This is a genomic window from Sinobaca sp. H24, assembly GCF_023845525.1.
In genome coordinates this window covers 185,393-202,464 of the sequence record NZ_JALBWT010000002.1, presented here as the reverse complement: position 1 = coordinate 202,464, position 17,072 = coordinate 185,393, and the positions used below count along the sequence as shown (strand labels likewise).

General features: G+C 45.3%; 17 protein-coding genes and 2 pseudogenes. 5 read left to right on the top strand and 14 right to left on the bottom strand.

Features of this window, described 5'->3' with window-relative positions; genetic code table 11:
* Positions 1 to 15 precede the first annotated feature (15 nt).
* The 11 genes and pseudogenes from lysA to MMY81_RS04155 all read right to left on the bottom strand — a co-directional run bounded on the left by lysA (position 16) and on the right by MMY81_RS04155 (position 9,798).
* Positions 16 to 1,335 (bottom strand): diaminopimelate decarboxylase, encoded by a 1,320-nt coding sequence (gene lysA / locus MMY81_RS04205; RefSeq protein WP_252311760.1) that lies wholly within the window; start codon positions 1,333 to 1,335, stop codon positions 16 to 18.
* A 93-nt stretch (positions 1,336 to 1,428) separates the two neighbouring features.
* Complete coding sequence (locus MMY81_RS04200; RefSeq protein ID WP_252311759.1) at positions 1,429 to 2,730, bottom strand: pyrimidine-nucleoside phosphorylase; 1,302 nt, start codon at positions 2,728 to 2,730, stop codon at positions 1,429 to 1,431.
* A gap of 27 nt (positions 2,731 to 2,757) precedes the next feature.
* Positions 2,758 to 3,587 (bottom strand): annotated as a pseudogene (locus MMY81_RS04195) (purine-nucleoside phosphorylase).
* Positions 3,588 to 4,418 (bottom strand): purine-nucleoside phosphorylase, encoded by an 831-nt coding sequence (locus MMY81_RS04190; RefSeq protein WP_252311758.1) that lies wholly within the window; start codon positions 4,416 to 4,418, stop codon positions 3,588 to 3,590. It lies immediately after the preceding pseudogene.
* Positions 4,418 to 5,617 carry a phosphopentomutase gene (gene deoB, locus MMY81_RS04185; RefSeq protein WP_252311757.1) on the bottom strand — a complete coding sequence of 400 codons (1,200 nt, stop codon included), beginning with the start codon at positions 5,615 to 5,617 and terminating at the stop codon, positions 4,418 to 4,420. Before deoB ends, MMY81_RS04190 begins: the two co-directional genes overlap by 1 nt.
* A 14-nt stretch (positions 5,618 to 5,631) precedes the next feature.
* Positions 5,632 to 6,519 carry a site-specific tyrosine recombinase XerD gene (gene xerD, locus MMY81_RS04180; protein ID WP_252311756.1) on the bottom strand — a complete coding sequence of 296 codons (888 nt, stop codon included), beginning with the start codon at positions 6,517 to 6,519 and terminating at the stop codon, positions 5,632 to 5,634.
* A gap of 160 nt (positions 6,520 to 6,679) precedes the next feature.
* Positions 6,680 to 7,176 (bottom strand): annotated as a pseudogene (gene fur, locus MMY81_RS04175) (ferric iron uptake transcriptional regulator).
* Positions 7,177 to 7,292: 116 nt separating this feature from the next.
* Positions 7,293 to 7,832, bottom strand: a complete 540-nt coding sequence (locus MMY81_RS04170; RefSeq protein ID WP_120193311.1) for an NUDIX hydrolase — start codon at positions 7,830 to 7,832, stop codon at positions 7,293 to 7,295.
* An 11-nt stretch (positions 7,833 to 7,843) separates the two neighbouring features.
* Positions 7,844 to 8,368 carry a TlpA family protein disulfide reductase gene (locus tag MMY81_RS04165; protein ID WP_252311755.1) on the bottom strand — a complete coding sequence of 175 codons (525 nt, stop codon included), beginning with the start codon at positions 8,366 to 8,368 and terminating at the stop codon, positions 7,844 to 7,846.
* Between the two features lie 224 nt (positions 8,369 to 8,592).
* Positions 8,593 to 9,093 carry a PTS sugar transporter subunit IIA gene (locus MMY81_RS04160; protein WP_252311754.1) on the bottom strand — a complete coding sequence of 167 codons (501 nt, stop codon included), beginning with the start codon at positions 9,091 to 9,093 and terminating at the stop codon, positions 8,593 to 8,595.
* 48 nt (positions 9,094 to 9,141) lie between these two features.
* Positions 9,142 to 9,798 (bottom strand): phosphatase PAP2 family protein, encoded by a 657-nt coding sequence (locus MMY81_RS04155; protein WP_252311753.1) that lies wholly within the window; start codon positions 9,796 to 9,798, stop codon positions 9,142 to 9,144.
* Between the two features lie 148 nt (positions 9,799 to 9,946).
* Here MMY81_RS04155 and MMY81_RS04150 point away from each other — a divergent pair, with 148 nt between their 5' ends.
* The 5 genes from MMY81_RS04150 (at position 9,947) to MMY81_RS04140 (ending at position 13,186) form a co-directional block, all read left to right on the top strand.
* Entirely contained in the window at positions 9,947 to 10,579 is a 633-nt protein-coding gene (locus tag MMY81_RS04150) for a lysophospholipid acyltransferase family protein (protein ID WP_308215228.1), read from the top strand.
* A gap of 13 nt (positions 10,580 to 10,592) precedes the next feature.
* Positions 10,593 to 11,246 (top strand): glycosyltransferase family 2 protein, encoded by a 654-nt coding sequence (locus tag MMY81_RS04145; protein WP_252311751.1) that lies wholly within the window; start codon positions 10,593 to 10,595, stop codon positions 11,244 to 11,246.
* The gene (locus MMY81_RS34950) at positions 11,195 to 11,542 is read left to right on the top strand and encodes a hypothetical protein (RefSeq protein WP_374561431.1); all 348 of its coding nucleotides are present in this window, start codon (positions 11,195 to 11,197) and stop codon (positions 11,540 to 11,542) included. The genes MMY81_RS04145 and MMY81_RS34950 overlap by 52 nt, the downstream gene beginning before the upstream one ends.
* Positions 11,543 to 11,690: 148 nt before the next feature.
* On the top strand, positions 11,691 to 11,909 hold the full coding sequence (locus MMY81_RS33790; protein WP_308215215.1) for an NAD(P)-binding protein: 219 nt from the start codon (positions 11,691 to 11,693) through the stop codon (positions 11,907 to 11,909).
* On the top strand, positions 11,810 to 13,186 hold the full coding sequence (locus MMY81_RS04140; protein WP_308215227.1) for a phytoene desaturase family protein: 1,377 nt from the start codon (positions 11,810 to 11,812) through the stop codon (positions 13,184 to 13,186). Before MMY81_RS33790 ends, MMY81_RS04140 begins: the two co-directional genes overlap by 100 nt.
* A gap of 24 nt (positions 13,187 to 13,210) precedes the next feature.
* Here the strand turns inward: MMY81_RS04140 and MMY81_RS04135 are convergent, their stop codons facing one another.
* From MMY81_RS04135 to MMY81_RS04125, 3 genes are read right to left on the bottom strand one after another with little or no spacing between them, the layout of a single operon-like run.
* A complete protein-coding gene (locus tag MMY81_RS04135; RefSeq protein WP_252311750.1) occupies positions 13,211 to 14,050 on the bottom strand; it encodes a phytoene/squalene synthase family protein in 840 nt (279 codons plus the stop codon).
* Between the two features lie 35 nt (positions 14,051 to 14,085).
* A complete protein-coding gene (locus MMY81_RS04130; RefSeq protein WP_252311749.1) occupies positions 14,086 to 15,519 on the bottom strand; it encodes a phytoene desaturase family protein in 1,434 nt (477 codons plus the stop codon).
* Positions 15,516 to 17,015, bottom strand: coding sequence for a phytoene desaturase family protein (locus MMY81_RS04125; RefSeq protein WP_252311748.1), 1,500 nt, complete (start codon positions 17,013 to 17,015; stop codon positions 15,516 to 15,518). The genes MMY81_RS04130 and MMY81_RS04125 overlap by 4 nt, the downstream gene beginning before the upstream one ends.
* Between the last annotated feature and the right edge of the window lie 57 nt (positions 17,016 to 17,072).

Here is a 17,072-nt window from a genome sequence, read left to right as displayed (position 1 = left end):
AAACCGGCTGTTCTATTATACCCTCTCTGCTGAGCGAAGAGGCAAATCATTTTTTAATAAATCTTCATAGGATTCTTTTTTTATGACGAGCTGGACCGAACCGTTTTCTGCAAAAACGACCGGAGGTCTGGAAAATCGGTTATAGTTATTAGCCATGGCATATCCATAGGCACCCGTGCAGAAAACTGCCAGCACATCATCTTCGGCAATTTCCGGTAGAGGCAGATCCCAGATCAGCATATCGCCGGACTCACAGCATTTCCCTGCAATGGCAAACGTATCTTCTGCTTTATCGTTGGCGCGGTTTGCAAGCACCCCTTCATATTCAGCATGGTACAGTGCAGGGCGGATATTATCGGTCATACCTCCGTCAACTGCAGCATATCTGCGGACACCCGGAATGTTTTTCTGGGAGCCGATTTTATAAAGCGTAGTCCCGGCATCACCGGTCATTGCCCGGCCTGGTTCAATCCAGATTTCAGGAAGCTTTAGTCCGTGCATGGCAGACTGTTCTTTCACCGTATGAATTAAAGAGGTAACATACTCCTCCGGCAGCAGCGGCTCGTCACCCTCTACATAGCGGATCCCGAAACCGCCCCCTGCATTGAGTACTTCCGGCTCGAAATCCAATTCTTCTTTCCAGCGGATAATCTGGCTGAATAATTTTTCAATAGCCATGGAAAAACCATTCGTATCAAAAATCTGTGAACCTATATGGCAGTGGATCCCTTTCAGCTGCAGATAAGGATGATCTTTCAGACGCTTAATAGCTTCATCCGCCTGGCCGCTTGTTAAATCAAAACCAAACTTCGAGTCTTCCTGGCCTGTGGAAATATACTCATGCGTATGAGCTTCAATTCCAGGGGTCGTGCGGATCAGCACATGCGGGGTTTTTTTCGTTTTCTCAGTCTGCTCCTTGAGCATATCCAATTCATGAAAATTATCCACTACAAAACACCCGACATCAAGATCAAGAGCCATCTGGATTTCCTCAAGGGATTTATTATTCCCATGAAGGTGAACACGTTCCATTGGAAATCCGGCACGCTTGGCCGTCAGCATTTCTCCACCTGAAACAACATCGAGGCTTAATCCCAGTTCGTCAGCAAGCTGAACCATGGCAATACAGCTGAACGCCTTGCTCGCATATGCCACCTGATACTGCATGCCTTCTGTTTCGAATGCTTTTTTAAAGCCTCTTGCCCGGCGCCGGATAAGCTCTACATCATATACAAAAACCGGTGTTCCGTATTCTTTCGTTATATCCATTGTATCAACGCCGCCTATTTCCAGGTGGCCTTTACTGTTTATTTGGCTGGTGCCGTGTAGATACATAGTTTTTCCCCCTACTCCCATTCAGTGATTTATATTGTAGCATCTATTAGCAGGAGTACAAAGAAAAACTCTCGCAGTTGTTATCAGGGGCTTTTATACGATCGTGTCATGAATAAGAGGCTCCGGCACAACTTCGGAATCAGAATATTCATAGGCCTCCCTGACAATAGCAGATGCTTCCGAAGCATCTGTCTGATTGGCGTGAAGAACAGCAAGCACATCGCCCGCCTGAACGCGGTCCCGATTTTTTTTCTGAAGTTCGATTCCTACCGCATAATCAATTTCATCGTCTTTTGTTGCCCGTCCTGCACCAAGCGTCATAGCAGCACGTCCTATTTCAGAAGCTTTCATTCCGCTGACAAATCCATTTTTTTCAGATGTTACTTCTATTAGATGAGAAGCGTTGAGAAGAAGACTGGAATCATCCACTGACGAGGCGTCGCCTCCCTGCGCTTCAATGAACTGCTTCATTTTTTTCAATGCTTCTCCATTATTAATAACCTGCTCCACCAATTTCACTGCTTCTTCCAAATTGGCTGCTTTATCCGCAAGGACAACCATGTGTGCGGCAAGCGTAACGCTTAGATCGTGAAGATCTTTCGGTCCTTTTCCGTTTAACGTATCAATGGCTTCTTTGACTTCCAGCGCGTTTCCGACAAAACGGCCGAGCGGCTGATTCATATCGGATATAACTGCCATCGTTTTCCGATCCAGTGATTTCCCAATATCCACCATCGCGCCGGCAAGCTCTCTTGCCTCTTCCACGCTTTCCATAAAGGCCCCGCTGCCTGTCTTTACATCGAGAACAATGGCGTCTGCTCCGGCAGCGATTTTTTTACTCATCACAGAGCTGGCAATCAATGGAATAGAATTAACTGTGCCTGTTACGTCACGAAGCGAGTACAGCTTCTTATCAGCGGGCGTCAAATTCCCGCTCTGCCCGGCAAGGGCAATTTTATTCTGGTTTACGAGCTTAATAAATTCATCCTGGCTGATTTCCGTCTGAAAGCCTGTAAATGCCTCCAGCTTATCTATCGTTCCGCCAGTATGACCGAGACCGCGTCCGGACATTTTTGCTACCGGTATGCCAAGTGCCGCTACAATGGGACCTAGAATAAGCGTTGTTTTGTCTCCCACTCCACCGGTGGAATGTTTGTCCACTTTGACTCCTTCCACCGCAGACAGATCAAGCTGGTCTCCGGAAGCCGCCATTGCAAAAGTCAGCGCTGCTGCTTCAGACTGCGTCATCCCTTTAAAATAAACGGCCATGGCAAAGGCTGCTGCCTGATAATCAGGAACTCCGCCCTTTGTATACTCGTTAATAAACCATTCAATTGCTTCCTGCGGTAATTCTTTTCCATCCCGTTTATCTGTAATAATGTCTACCATTCTCATTGTATGCGCCTCTCTTCATTTAGGATGTTATGATGCCGGCATGCTTTTTATGATTTCTTTTACCAGTGAAATAAATTTAGGCTTTGTTCTGGCAGCTGTTTCCATTACTTCCTGATGAGTCACACCCTGCAGATCTTCGCGACTGCCATATCTGTGACGCAGGAAATGCCCAGAATATTCATTCCGCTGTGCTGCGCGACGATAACTTCCGGAACCGTGGACATACCTACGACATCCCCTCCGAGACGACGGAGCATAATTAATTCTGCTGCAGACATAAAATAAGGTCCGGTAATGCCGGCATACACTCCCTGCTGCAGCGTTAAGCCTTCTTTTTCGGCGCAGCGATGGGCAAGTTTCTGAAATTCTTTATTATATGCTGTACTCATGTCAGGAAACCGGGGGGCCGAATGCCTCCAAATTCTCTCCAATAAGCGGATTATCGTTTGTCATATTTAAATGGTCTTCTATCACCATTAAATCGCCGGGCTGATAGTTTTTATTCATCCCCCCGCAAGCATTGGTTACAATCAGGTTCTCTGCTCCAAGACTTTTCATCACCCGGACCGGGAAGGTGACTTCCTGCATCGAATAGCCTTCATAGTAATGAAAGCGTCCCTGCATGGCATAACTTCTTTTCCCTGAAGCCTGCCAATGACAAGGCGTCCTGCATGTCCTTCCACTGTAGATACAGGAAAATGTGGAATCTCATTATATGGAATGTATACCGGCTCTTCTATTTCTTCTGCAAGATCTCCTAGACCGGATCCCAAAATCATGGCGACAGCAGGTGCTTTGTTTATTTTGGACTGAATAAAATCAGCTGCTTCGTTTATTTCAGTGGTTGAGATGCTCATTTACAACTCTTCCCCCGTCCGTTTAACGATATTTTTCATTAGTGATAAAAATTCTGCTCGGACAGCCGTGGTAGTCTCCATTACTTCATCGTGGCTGAGCGGCTGGTCAAGGATGCCGGCAGCCATGTTGGAAATGCAGGAAATTCCCAGAACCTGGATAGAGGAGTGGGCTGCTGCGATTACTTCGGGAACCGTCGACATCCCTACAGCATCGGCCCCGAGTACACGCAGCATGTTAATTTCAGCCGGCGTTTCATAACATGGACCCGTATTCGCTGCATAAACACCTTCTTTTAAGTCAATTTCAAGCTCTTTGGCAGCTTTATTGGCAATATGGGCAAGTCTTTCAGAATAAGCATTGGACATATCAGGAAAGCGGGTGCCGAAAGATTCTTCGTTTTTGCCGATTAAAGGATTTGCCCCCATTTGATTAATGTGGTCTTTAATTCTCATTAAGTTGCCTGCTTTAAACGATTCGTTAATACCGCCGGCAGCATTTGTAACAAAAAGCGCTTCAATACCGAGCATATGCATGACGCGCACCGGAAAGGTAACCTCCTGCATGGAATAACCCTCATAATAATGAAAACGGCCTTTCATTGCCGCAACCGCGACTCCTTCGAGTTTACCAACAACAAGCTCACCGGCATGTCCTTCCACGGTGGAAACCGGGAAGCCCGGAATTTTTTCATATGGAATCACTACTGCTTCTTCTATTTCATCAGCAAGAATACCAAGTCCTGATCCTAAAATCAGACCGATCTTTGGCTGAATGCTGGTATATGACTGAATCGTGCTGGATGCTTTTTGGACGTTCTCGATAATGTTCATTATTTGTCTCCATTCTTGTTTAGAATTGATAAAAAGCTGCTGCCATATTCCGGCATCGGTACATTGAAGTTTTCTGCAATCGTTGCGCCTACATCAGCGAATGTCTTTCTTGTGCCAAGATCACGCCCGGGAGTAACGGACGGGGAGTAGGCAAGCAGCGGCACTACTTCCCTGGTATGATCGGTTCCCGGATGAACCGGATCATTGCCGTGATCTGCGGTAATAATAAGAATATCATCCTCGTTTAAACTCTCCATCACTTCCGGCAGTCTCTGATCGAACTCTTCTATTGCTTTTCCATATCCGATCGGGTCCCGGCGGTGGCCGAATTTCGCATCAAAATCGACAAGATTTAAAAAGCTGAGCCCGGTAAAGTCCCGGCGGATCGTCTGCATCAGTTTATCCATTCCGTCCATATTTGATGTTGTACGAAGTGAATCAGTAATTCCCTCATTGTCGAAAATATCGCTGATCTTTCCAACAGCAAGGCTGTCCAGGCTGCTGTCCTCTAAATAGTTCAGCACGGTCTGTCCGAATGGCTTTAATGCATAATCATGACGGTTGGAAGTACGTTCAAATGACCCGGCGTCTCCCACAAATGGTCTTGCGATAATTCTGCCCAGCATATAAGGCGGATCATACGTCATTTTCCGTGCTTTTTCGCAAATATCATAAAGTTCTTCAAGGGGAACGATATCTTCATGGGCTGCAATCTGCAGCACGGAATCTGCAGAAGTGTAAACAATTAAGTCTCCGCTTTTTACATGGGCTTCTCCGAGCTCTTCGATAATTTCCGTGCCGGAAGCAACTTTATTGCCGATCACTTTTCTCCCCGTCGCTTCTTCAAGCTTTCCTATTAAATCCGGCGGAAATCCTTCCGGAAATGTCTGAAACGGTTCACCGATATACAGCCCCATCATTTCCCAGTGACCTGTCATGGTATCTTTACTCTGCGATGCTTCCTCCATGATGCCATAAGAAGCTTCAGGAGAAGACACTGCTGAAATACCGGGTGCTTTTTTGATCATTCCCAATCCCAGTTTTTCCAGATTTGGCACCTTAAGCCCTTCCATCTTTTCAGCAATATGGCCAAGCGTGTCGGCCCCCTTATCGCCAAACTGTTCAGCGTCAGGTGCTTCACCTATTCCTACTGAGTCCATTACAACAACAAACATTCGCTTAAACGGGTAATTACTCATGTTAAGTCTCCTTTTTATGCCCTTGGATGATAATGTAAATATACATCCTTGAGTTTATGGGTTGATACGTGGGTATATATTTGTGTAGTGGAAATATCCGTGTGCCCAAGCATTTCCTGAACCGCTCTTAAATCAGCCCCGTTTTCAAGGAGATGAGTAGCAAAGGAATGCCTGAGCGTATGGGGAGTAAGCGGCTTTTCAATTCCGGCTTTTTCCGCCGCGCCTTTTAATATTTTCCAGAACCCCTGCCTCGAAAGTGGATTTCCGTGATGATTCACAAAAAGAGTGTCGTGCCGCTTTTGCTTCATTAGTTCGAAACGGCCGTTTCCTGCGTAAGTTTCTACGGCTTCCGCCGCCACTTTTCCAAGTGGTACAATCCGCTCCTTGTTCCCTTTCCCCAGGCACTGCACGAAGCCCATTTCCAGATGAATATCTCCGCTTTTGAGTTCACACAGCTCCGTTACGCGGAGACCGGTTGCATACATCAGCTCCAGCATCGCGTGATTTCTTCGTGAAAAAGCCGTCGTCCCCTTCGAAGCTTCCAGAAGGCGGTCTACTTCCTGAGAGGTAAGGACAGAAGGAAGCTTTCTGCTTTTTTTCGGCGTTTCAATAAGCTCTGAAGGGTCTTTTGTTGTTTTTCCATCTCTTAGAGCAAATTGATGATAGGCGCGGATCGTTGATAAATATCTTGATAATGTTGCGGTGGTGCGCCCTTCTTCTTTTTTTGCATGAAGATAGTCCAGTATATGCCGCCTTTCCACATCGGCGGTTTTAGAGACACCCGCTTTTTCCAGGCTTACTATGTAATGCTTTAAATCCCTTTGATAGGATTGAACCGTATTTTGTGACAGTCCCTTTTCCACCTGGCAGTAATGCAGAAAATCCATGATATCCATCTTCACCTCAGGTCCGCCTTCCTTCCATTTACGAATCGTACAGGCATATCATAACATAAGCAATAAAGCGTCATCATCCTTATCCCTCCATGAATTTCAACTTCTAAAAAGTTCTATTTTTCTAACAATACTGCAAAATAAAAAACCTTCTCATTTCTGAAAAGGTTTAACGTACTTTTACTTGATTTTTCTTTTTAGGTTTCTTCTCTGCCTCTGATTCCTCTCCAGCGTTCTGGCAGCGGTGGCACACGCCGTGAAAGGTCAGGCGGTGGTCTTTAATTTTGAAGTTCCAATCTTTTTCCACCACTTTTTCTACTTCTCCAAGCAGATCATCCTGAATTTCATCCACCGTTCCGCATTCAATACACACGAGATGATGATGAAAATGTGCGGCTCCCTCTTTTCGAAGGTCATATCGGGAAACGCCGTCCCCAAAATTTATTTTATCTACAATTTCTAGTTCGTTTAACAGCTCAAGCGTGCGGTACACGGTAGCAAGACCGATTTCCGGAGCTTTTTTTTTACGAGTAAGTATACATCTTCTGCACTGAGGTGGTCTTCCTCATTTTCAAGCAGCACACGAACCGTCGCTTCCCGTTGAGGAGTTAATTTATAGCTTTTGGAATGGAGCTGATTTTTGATCCGGTCAATACGCTGTTCCATTTTATCCTCCTCCTTCTCAATCAATCTATATTCACATTATAATAATGCTAAAGAGGAGTGTCAATTAATAATGATAATTAATACCACTTTATAATAATTATTAACTGAAAAAGCTGTTATTGTTCATTGATTCTCAATCTCAAATACTGCACAGCATACATTGTTTTCGCATCATGTATTAGATTCTGCTGCACAGCCTCTTCCGCTTCTTGTAAGGAAATTTCTTCGACCTGAACAAATTCATCTTCATCGGTAAATGGACGTCCCGGTTTATCAATGTCTGCTTCGTAAAGATGAACCAGTTCATCGCAGAAGCCGGGTGCAGTATAAAAAGAGGCAATTTTTTTCAGGGCCAGCGGCTTATACCCGGTTTCCTCTTCGAGCTCACGTCCCGCCGTAACGTGTGGTTCTTCCCCTGCTTCCATTTTACCTGCCGGGATCTCCAGAATTTCTTTTTCAAGTGCTTTACGGTACTGGCGCACCATAACAATATTATTTTCCTTTGTAACAGCAATTACGGCCACCGCTCCGGGATGACGCACAAGTTCTCTTTTGCTTGTTTTTCCGTTGGGAAGGCCTACTTCTTCTACATCTACGTTAATAACCTTGCCGCTGTATATTCTTTCTCCTGAAATAGTCTTTTCTGTAAAATCCATGTGGTGCCTCCTTAAATGTTTTCCTCAATAATTTGTTCCATACGCTCGTATGTAATTTCTCCAGCTATTTTTTCAATAATAATACCGTCTCTATCGATAATGACTGTAGTAGGAAGATATTGGAGCTGATAGGCATCTGCCACATCCCCTTCCATATCAATAGCCGAAGGAGTACGGGTAAGATTGAATTCCGCTGCGAACGCTTCAGCTTCCTCCTGCGTACGCTCATAGGAATTCATGTTCATAGTAATAACCTCGACCCCTTCTCCATTATAATTTTCATGAATTTCCAGAAGGGCGGGAAGTTCCCTCACGCATGGTTCACACCAGGAGGCCCACATATTCAGCACTACCAGGCTGTCCCCGTAATCGCTAAGCGCCGTCTCTTCGTCACTTCCATAGGAAGGAAGAGAAAAATCCGGTGCCCGGTCCCCCGGCTCCGATCCTACCTGTTTGCGCTGCCGCTGATAATAATATACAAAACCGCAGCTGCCGCCAATCCAATAATTATAAGGGTGATATTCTTTTATATTCATTCCCTCACCTGCCTGCTTGTTCTTTCTCTATCATACATAGTTTGACGGTATTTGTATTTATCATTTTTTATTTTAACCAGACTAAAAACTAAAGCTTTGTTTTTATACTCCTGCCCGTTAACTAAAACTACATATGAAAAAAGAATAAATCTGCACATCTAAAAAAGAGGCAGTCCAATATTATGGCTCTGCCTCTTTTTGATCTATATTGTTTATTTGTTTTGTTATCCTTTTACCGTAACGGTGGCCATATCGGTCTCACCGGCTGTTACGTCCGTCTGTTCATGTGATTTAATATCCTGTATCTGGTCCCCTTCAGTAAATACAACAGGCGTGATCAGGCTTTTGGCTTTTTCTTTAATGTCAGCAAGCGTAAATTCTACGAGAAGATCTCCCGGATTTACTTTATCGCCTTCTGAAACATGCGTTGTGAACCCCTCCCCATTCAGGGCCACCGTCTCCAGTCCAATATGAATCAGGACATCAAGGCCTTCATCGGACTTAATCCCTACTGCGTGTTTTGTAGGAAATACCTGCACGATCTTTCCTTTGACAGGGGATACTATTCTTCCCTCGGATGGTTCTACGGCAAATCCTTCACCCATCATTTTTTCTGAAAACGTTGGATCAGGGACATCTTTTAAATCTACAAACCGTCCTGTAGCAGGGGCCTTAATCTTAACTTCTTTCGGTTCACTTTTACTTCCAAATAGTTTTTTGAACATATTTCCACCTCATCTTCATAGTCTGAATACTCTTACTTCGCTATACCCTTAATTATTTGTTCTTAATCTGGATTCGGGCAGGGGTTCTCTCAGGTGTGTTTTCATATACCATGAGCCTGTAATCAGCAGCCACATAGAAGCGACAATAAAGCCGCCCATCACATCACCCGGGTAATGCACCCCTAAATAAATGCGGCTCAGCCCGATCAGCACAATAAGTAAAGCTGAAGCTGCGATAACGGCCGCTTTAACACCTGCATTTTCAACAGCGAGTACCAGGATTAAAGCGATCATTCCATACATTACAAGAGCATTCATCGCATGTCCGCTCGGAAAGCTGAATCCGTCTGCCTCAATGAGCTGATTAACAGACGGCCTGTCTCTGTAAAAATAACTTTTCAGGGCAAAATTAATGGCGCCGCTTCCGCCGACTGCAATCGCGACAATCCAGCCTTTTTTCCATTTTTTACGGACCCAGAACAGGATGGTTAAAAATGTAGTCAGCGCTGTTGTAAAAATAACGCTGGCAAGCGACGTTATGAATTTAAACACTTCTATCATAAAGGGATTCGTCCAGATCCTTACTGCATCTATTATTGATTGTTCCCAGGCTGTCGATGTTCCTCCAGCCACATCCTGTGCTAAAATAATAAAAGCAGCTATGCCGCTTAGACAGATAAGCAAAATCCATTTTTTTTCTATCATTTTATCAGCGTCCTCTATTTTTAATGGGCATAGGCCAGCTGAAGAAAAGGAGCGCTAACACTATGCAGGAAGCTTCCAAAAGCAGCGTTCTGGATTTTTTATTTTATTACTATAACAGACGGCTGTTAAAAAAACATTTTTACCAACTATTATACAGAGAAGCCGAGGCAGTACCATCCGGTCCCGTTTTATTTTTCACAGCAACTGGTGGGACGGGCTCGTGCTGCATTACATAAACCGGGCTCACTTCAAAAAAAATGCTTTCGCTATGATCGATGAGGAGGGACTCAGGCAGTTCCCGTTTTTCCGGCGGCTCGGTGCTTTTTCCATAGACCGGTCGAGCGGAAGACATATGCTCCGCTCTCTTCAATATGCCAAAGACAAACTGCAGGGCAATAACGCCGTCTGGATTTTTCCCCAGGGTAAAGAAGAACATCTTGAAAAAAGGCCGCTTGCCTTTTCTTCCGGCATCTCCAGAATTATTTCCGGAAACGAGCAAATTCCTATTATACCTGTTTCGCTTTATTACAGCTACTTTCATAAACAAACACCGTATTTGTTCATTGAGACCGGAAAGCCGTTCTACCTGGACAGCGGAACCAGCGGCTCGTCCTATCCGGATATTACGGCACATCTGGAACACCGGCTAACCAGTCAGCTGGATCGGCTGGCAGAAGATGTAGTGGAAGAAAAGCAGCTGGAATCTTTTGTTTCTTTGTTAAAAGGAAAATCGACAGTAAGCGAATCCTTTCAGAAAACATTCGGCCGCTCCCGTCAGTGAGGAGATGACATTTATGATTATGATGTACACTGCCCTGCTCGTTTTATTTTCGCTGTGGCTTATTTTAAATTTATTATTTATGCCACGGCCTTCCTTCAGACCGGGAACTGCAGCCAGGGAAACCGTTACTGTGCTTGTACCTTTAAGAAATGAGGAAAAAAATGCGGAAGCGCTTATCCAAAACTTAAAGAAGCTGGAATCTGCCCGCGTCCGTTTTCTTTTTTTGGATGACAGCTCAGAAGACGCTACGTTGTCGCTGCTCCGCACTCATACTGCTGATTGGAAAGAAGCTGAAGTGTTAAACGGCAGATCCCTGCCGCCCGGGTGGACCGGTAAAAACTTTGCCTGCCACCAGCTTGCCGAAAAAGCAGAAACGGATTATTTATGTTTTATTGATGCGGACGTGCGACTGGCGCCTGAAGCCATTGCTGTTTTTCAGGAAACAGCACGAGCGCGCCGGGCCAAAATGTTGACCGGCTTTCCGAAATTTCCGGTGTCCGGCATTCTTGCCTCCCTGCTTGTGCCGATGCAGCATTTTGTAATCGCCCTGCACCTCCCGCTTCTGCCGGCTAATTATACAACACGTCCTATTTTCACGCAGCCCACGGCGCGTTTATATTTGCCGAACGTGCGGCTTATCAACAAACAGGCGGCCATGCCTCGGTGAAAGGGGCAATTGTAGACGATGTTGCACTGGCCCGGCAGTTTAAATCACATGGACATCGGAGCTTTCTCCTGAATATTACCGAATACGTTACGTGCTATATGTACGAAACGAGTCGGGACGTATGGGAGGGATTTGGCAAAAATATATTCCCCGGGATCGGCAGGTCCTATTTTCTAGCAGCTTTGCTTACTATTTTTTATACGATATTTTTTTTCTTCCGCTCCCCCTTTTCATTTACGGAGCTGTTACTTCCAGCTGGATATTCTGCCTGCCTTTTCTATTCATCATTTTTATAAAATGGTATGTAGATATTAGGTTCCGCCAGAAAAAATGGCTCTGTCTGTTTATGCCTTTTTCTGCCATTTCTCTAATCGCTGTTCTCTTCTATTCTATTTATCTTACCGTAAGACAAAAAGGCTATACGTGGAAAGGAAGAACCTACCAATGACAAAATCTATTATTATCGGTGCCGGGCTGGGCGGACTCTCCTGTGCGGTTCTGCTTGCAGCGCATGGACACGACGTATCGCGGTTTATGAAAAAAACAGCACGGCCGGCGGCAAACTGCGCTCCTATAAGCTTGGAACCCACACATTCGATTTCGGACCGAACACTATTACGATGCCCTGGGTGTTTAATCATGTGCTGGAACTCGCCGGCCTGACCCCAACCGACTATTTTCAGTTTAAACGGTTATCCAAACATACACGTCATCATTTTTCAAATGGAAGCCTGCTTGATTCGGAAGACAGCGTAGAGGAATCCGCTCAGGCGATTAGTCGTTTTGCGGGTCAAAAAGATGCTGAACAGTTCAAAAAGTACATGCAGCGGACATCCGCCTTATATCATACAGCGTCTTCTACTTTTTTCCCGAGAACATTCCGGTCCCCCGCTGATTATTTGTCGCCCGGCTTGTTTCGTGCCCTTTTGAAAGTAAAGCCTCTGCAGACGATGCATCATTTTCATGCTGCGGCATTTGACGATCCTCGTCTGCAGCAGCTGTTTGACCGCTATGCTACCTACATCGGATCTTCGCCCTATCAGGCTCCCGCTACATTTTCCTTAATCAGCTATCTGGAATGGGCGGATGGAGTGTACTATACGACAGGCGGAAATACTGCTATTGCATCCGGACTCGAAAAAGCTGCCAAAGACCTCGGCGTGCGCTTTTATAAAAATACAGAGGTGACAGAAATTCTAGTGGAACAGCAGCGGGCCACAGGCATTCGTACAAATGACGGAATCGCAGCGGCTGACCATATTGTATTGAACGGTGATCTGCTTACACAGTTCCCATCTTTAGTAGATGAAAGCTTACGTCCACGCTTTACGAACCGGAAAGCTGAACGTACAGAAGCCTCCATCTCCGCTTTTGTTATTATGGCTGGTCTTGATACAAGGCTGCCTCTGCTGAAGCACCACCAGGTATTTTTCAGCTCCGATTACAAAAAAGAGTTTCAAGAACTTTTTACGCTTAACCGCTATGCGGAGGAACCGACAATTTATATCAGCAATTCTTCCTACACAGATCCTGCTGTTTCTCCTGAAGGAGACAATTTATTTATTCTGGTCAATGCTCCATCACTTCCAGGAGGGGAGCTGACCATTTCAGAACAGGCCGCGTATAGAGACACTATTTATGACCTCCTGGAAGAAAAGGGTCTTTTTATCCGCCCGCATCTCGTGCATGAAAAAATAGTCACTCCGGCTGACATGGCCGATGAGTATTACGCTTTTCGGGGATCTATCTACGGTGCAGCCTCCAACAAAAGACGCGATGCTTTTTTAAGGCCTTATAACGAACCCGCTGACATTTCCAATCTATCCTTTACAGGCGGCTCCACCCATCCCGGAGGCGGCTCGCCGATGGTCGTACTGAGCGGCAGAGAAACAGCCAGAACCATTTTAAAAAAAGACGGCATTCTGCTTGATTATTCTTAAACATAAAAACGATCTCCAGGGCAGTCAGCCGGAGATCGTTTTTAGTATATTTTTCTTATCGTCATTTGAAACGACCATCCGCTGTTGAAATACATTGTATTCGTTTTTTCGTGCCGCATGAAGAATAGCCCAGTACATGTATGCTGAAGCTTTGACAGGAAAGCGGGCATCTTCCGGATACTCCTCTATAGAGATAAGTCCTTCTTTATACAAATCTTCTGCCCGGACAGCCACTTCTTCCCATGCCTGAATAAAAGAAGATGTTTTTTCTTTGTTTTTCAGCTGCTCCGGTGAATAATGATGCTTTTTCATAATATCTTCAGGAAAATATATGCGGTTTAAATAAAGATCCTCTCCGATATCCCGAAGAATATTCGTTAACTGCATAGCCGTGCCGAGTGATACGGCTCCCTGCTTTAAATGATCAAATCCCTGCGGCGATAGAATAGGAAGAAGCATCAATCCTACCGTTCCAGCTACATAATAACCGTATGTTTCTACTTCTTCTAGCGTTTTATACCTCGTTTTCACCAGGTCCCAGTGCTGGCCTTCCAGCATGTCCAAAAATGGGTACCTTTCCATCGGAAACTGGGTAAAAACGTCGTTCAGCGCTGTCCATAATGAGGAACTACGGTCCCAGTTCCCTTCAAAAAATTGGATAAGCTCATCCCGGAAATTCTTCCATTCTTTTTCTTTATTTGTTCCTTCGTCTACTATGTCATCCGCCGTACGGCAGAAAGCATAGACCGCCCACACTGCCCGCCGTTTTTTCTCAGGCAGTAAATCAAATGCTTTTGCAAACGTTTTGCTGTTTTTTAAGATAATCTGGTGGCAGTCAGAGTATGCTTTCTCCAGAGGTATCATCACTGTTCCTCCTTTAGCTTTTCCAATAATTAATTTTATGAATGTCTTAAATGCTGGGCCAGCAGCCGGGCTCCCTGCATTACAATAGGCACCCCTCCGCCCGGATGTACGGACGCACCTACTGCATAAATGTTGTCCGCCTTAAAGGGCTTCAGCTGGGGGCGGAATACGGCCGACTGCCCCAGGGTAGGCTGAATGCCGAAACTCCCGCCTTTATACAAACCATCCGCTTCTGCCTGATCAGGCGTACGGACTTTTTTCCAGATAATATGGCTGCTCAGCCCTTCGTAGCCGCGGGCTTCCACTAATTCTATCATTTTATCTGCGTATTCCTCTTTATTTTCCCAAAAAGTGCTGTCTGTTCCCGAAGGAACGGGGATCAGCATGTACAGAACGCTCTGTCCGGACGGGGCCAGGGAATCATCCATAATGGTAGGGTTAAACACATAAATAGAAGGATCGTCATGGAGCTGTTTTCGTCTGAATACATCTTCCATATGTTCATCCAGATTTCCTCCCATAAAGAATTGATGAATACCTTCTTCTTTATATATTTCGACTCCCAGATAAATAAGCAGGCAGCCTGATGACGCTTCATATGAGGTTTCTTTTTGTTTGCTGATCAGCTGCTTGGCCTTAGGAAAGTCACCGTTTAATACCAGCTGGTCCGCTTTCATACGGCCGGATGGCGTAAGCACCGACTCAAACTGGCGGTCTTCTGTATAGTCCACCTGCAGCACTTCTTCATTCAGCCTGATCTCCACGCCTCGTTCCCTAAGCTCTTTCTCCAGTACGGTAATTAAGCTGGCGTAGCCTCCTTCGATATACCACACCCCGTGAAAATGCTCGCTGAAGGTGACAAGTGAATAAAGAGCGGGAGAATGGGAAGGGTGTCCTCCGATGTACAGCGTTTGAAATTGAAAGGCCTGCTGCAGCATAGGGTGGCTGAAATACTGCTCTGATTGTTTTTTAACATTTTGGTAAGCCTTCATTTTCACTAATGAGCTCATGTTTTCCTTTGTAAAAAACGTCCGTTTCCTATAAAAGCTGTTTTCCAGAAAAGCAGCTTTTCCTGATTCAAAGCGGCCTTTCATATCATGCATAAACTGCAGGTAATGTTCTTCTTCTCCTGGAAAACAGCGGGTGATTTCTTCCAGCTGTTTTTGTGTATCGCTCCATTTAGTAAAGGAGGGACCGTTTCGAAAATGCATCGTATACAAAGGATCAAGACGTTTCATCGGAATTTTGTCTCTATCCACCCCTGCTTCTTCCAGGATGGACAAAATGACTTCCGGCAGCAGAACTATCGTCGGGCCTTCGTCAATTTTAAACCCAGCTTCTTCGACAAATTTTATCCTGCCGCCAAGCGATGGCTTTTTCTCTAATAATAACACGTCTTCCTGATTATGGGACAGATATAAAGCTGTTACCAGCCCTCCGATGCCTCCTCCGGCGATGATCGTTTTCATTCTGCTTTTCTCCCCTGTCTTTCCCCGCGTTTAATCTCTCCGGCTGTAATACGGGCGGACTGAATAATGGTCGGCAGGCCGCTGCCTGGATGGGTGCCTCCCCCGACCAGCCAGCAGTTCTCTATATCTTCGAATTTATTGTGGGGACGGAAATACATCATCTGATCAAGCGAATGAGCCAGGTTAAACGTGGCACCATTGTAAACGAAATAACTTTCCTCCCAGTCTTTTGGGGTCGTGATCATTTCTGTAACAATATGCTCTCTAATTCCTTTGAATGCTGTCCTTTTTTCCAGAATATCCAGCGCAAGATCACGGAAGCGTTCTTTTTCCTCTTCCCAATTGATTCCGCTCAAGTTGTTCGGTACTGGTACAAGAATATACAGGGCCGAGTGTCCTTCCGGAGCAAGAGATTCATCCGTTACCGATCCGTTCTGAACATAAATCGAGGGATCTTTGGAAAGCAGCTTGGTGCCTGTAATTTCTTCTACATTCTGCTTATAGTCATCGGCAAATACAATGGTATGATGCGGAGCGTCATACGTCGTATCAAGGCCAAGATAAAGCATAAATGTCGAACAGGAATATTCCATACTGTCCAGCTTTTTCTGGTTCCATTTTTTTAAGTCCTTCTGCTCAAAAAGAGTAGAAGCCGCATGAGCGAAGTCAGCATTAATAATTACCTCATCTGCCTGCATCTTTTCTCCGGAATCCAGCTCAACTCCCGATGCTCTGCCGTTCTCCACTATTACACGCTTCACTCCGGTCCCGGTGTGTATGGTACCACCGTCCTCGCGGATGGCCCGTCCCATCGCTTCAGAGAGCTGGTTCATTCCTCCCAGCGGATGAAACACGCCGTATTCGTATTCCATATACGACAAAATACTAAAAGCACCCGGACAGTTCCACGGAGACATACCTAAGTATTTGGACTGAAATGTAAACGTAAGCTTAAGCCTTTCATCCGTGAAATAATCGGAGAGCACGTCATACAGGGATTTACCTAAAGCGAGCTGCGGAACAGCCTTCAATGTCCGGAGACGGAGATAATCCCTCCACTGGCCGTGCGTATTCTGCAGAATCGGCATAAGCTTATCGAATCTTTTTTTCGTTCCTTCCATAAAGGCATAATATCCTTCTTCATCACCTGGAAACTGCTGTTTGATGCGATTATACATTTCCTGCTTATCGGTAGTGGGAAAAAACGACATGTTATTAAAGACCAGCTCATACATCGGCTCGATTTTCTTTAATGTGACATAATCGTGAAGGTTTTTCCGGCTCTCCTGAAAAGCTTCTTCGAGAATGTGCGGCATATTAAGAAAAGTCGGTCCACGGTCAAAGACATATCCGTCCCGTTCAATTCTGGATGTCCTGCCTCCTACATAAGGCTGTTTTTCGAGAACAGTTACCTGAAATCCTTTGGATTGAAGAAGCATTCCTGCTGCAAGACCTCCGGGGCCTCCTCCTATAACAATAATGTGTTTGGCCGCCATAATGCGTTGCCCCTCTCTGCTTGACTACCCTGATTGATTTATGAATTTTGATGAATA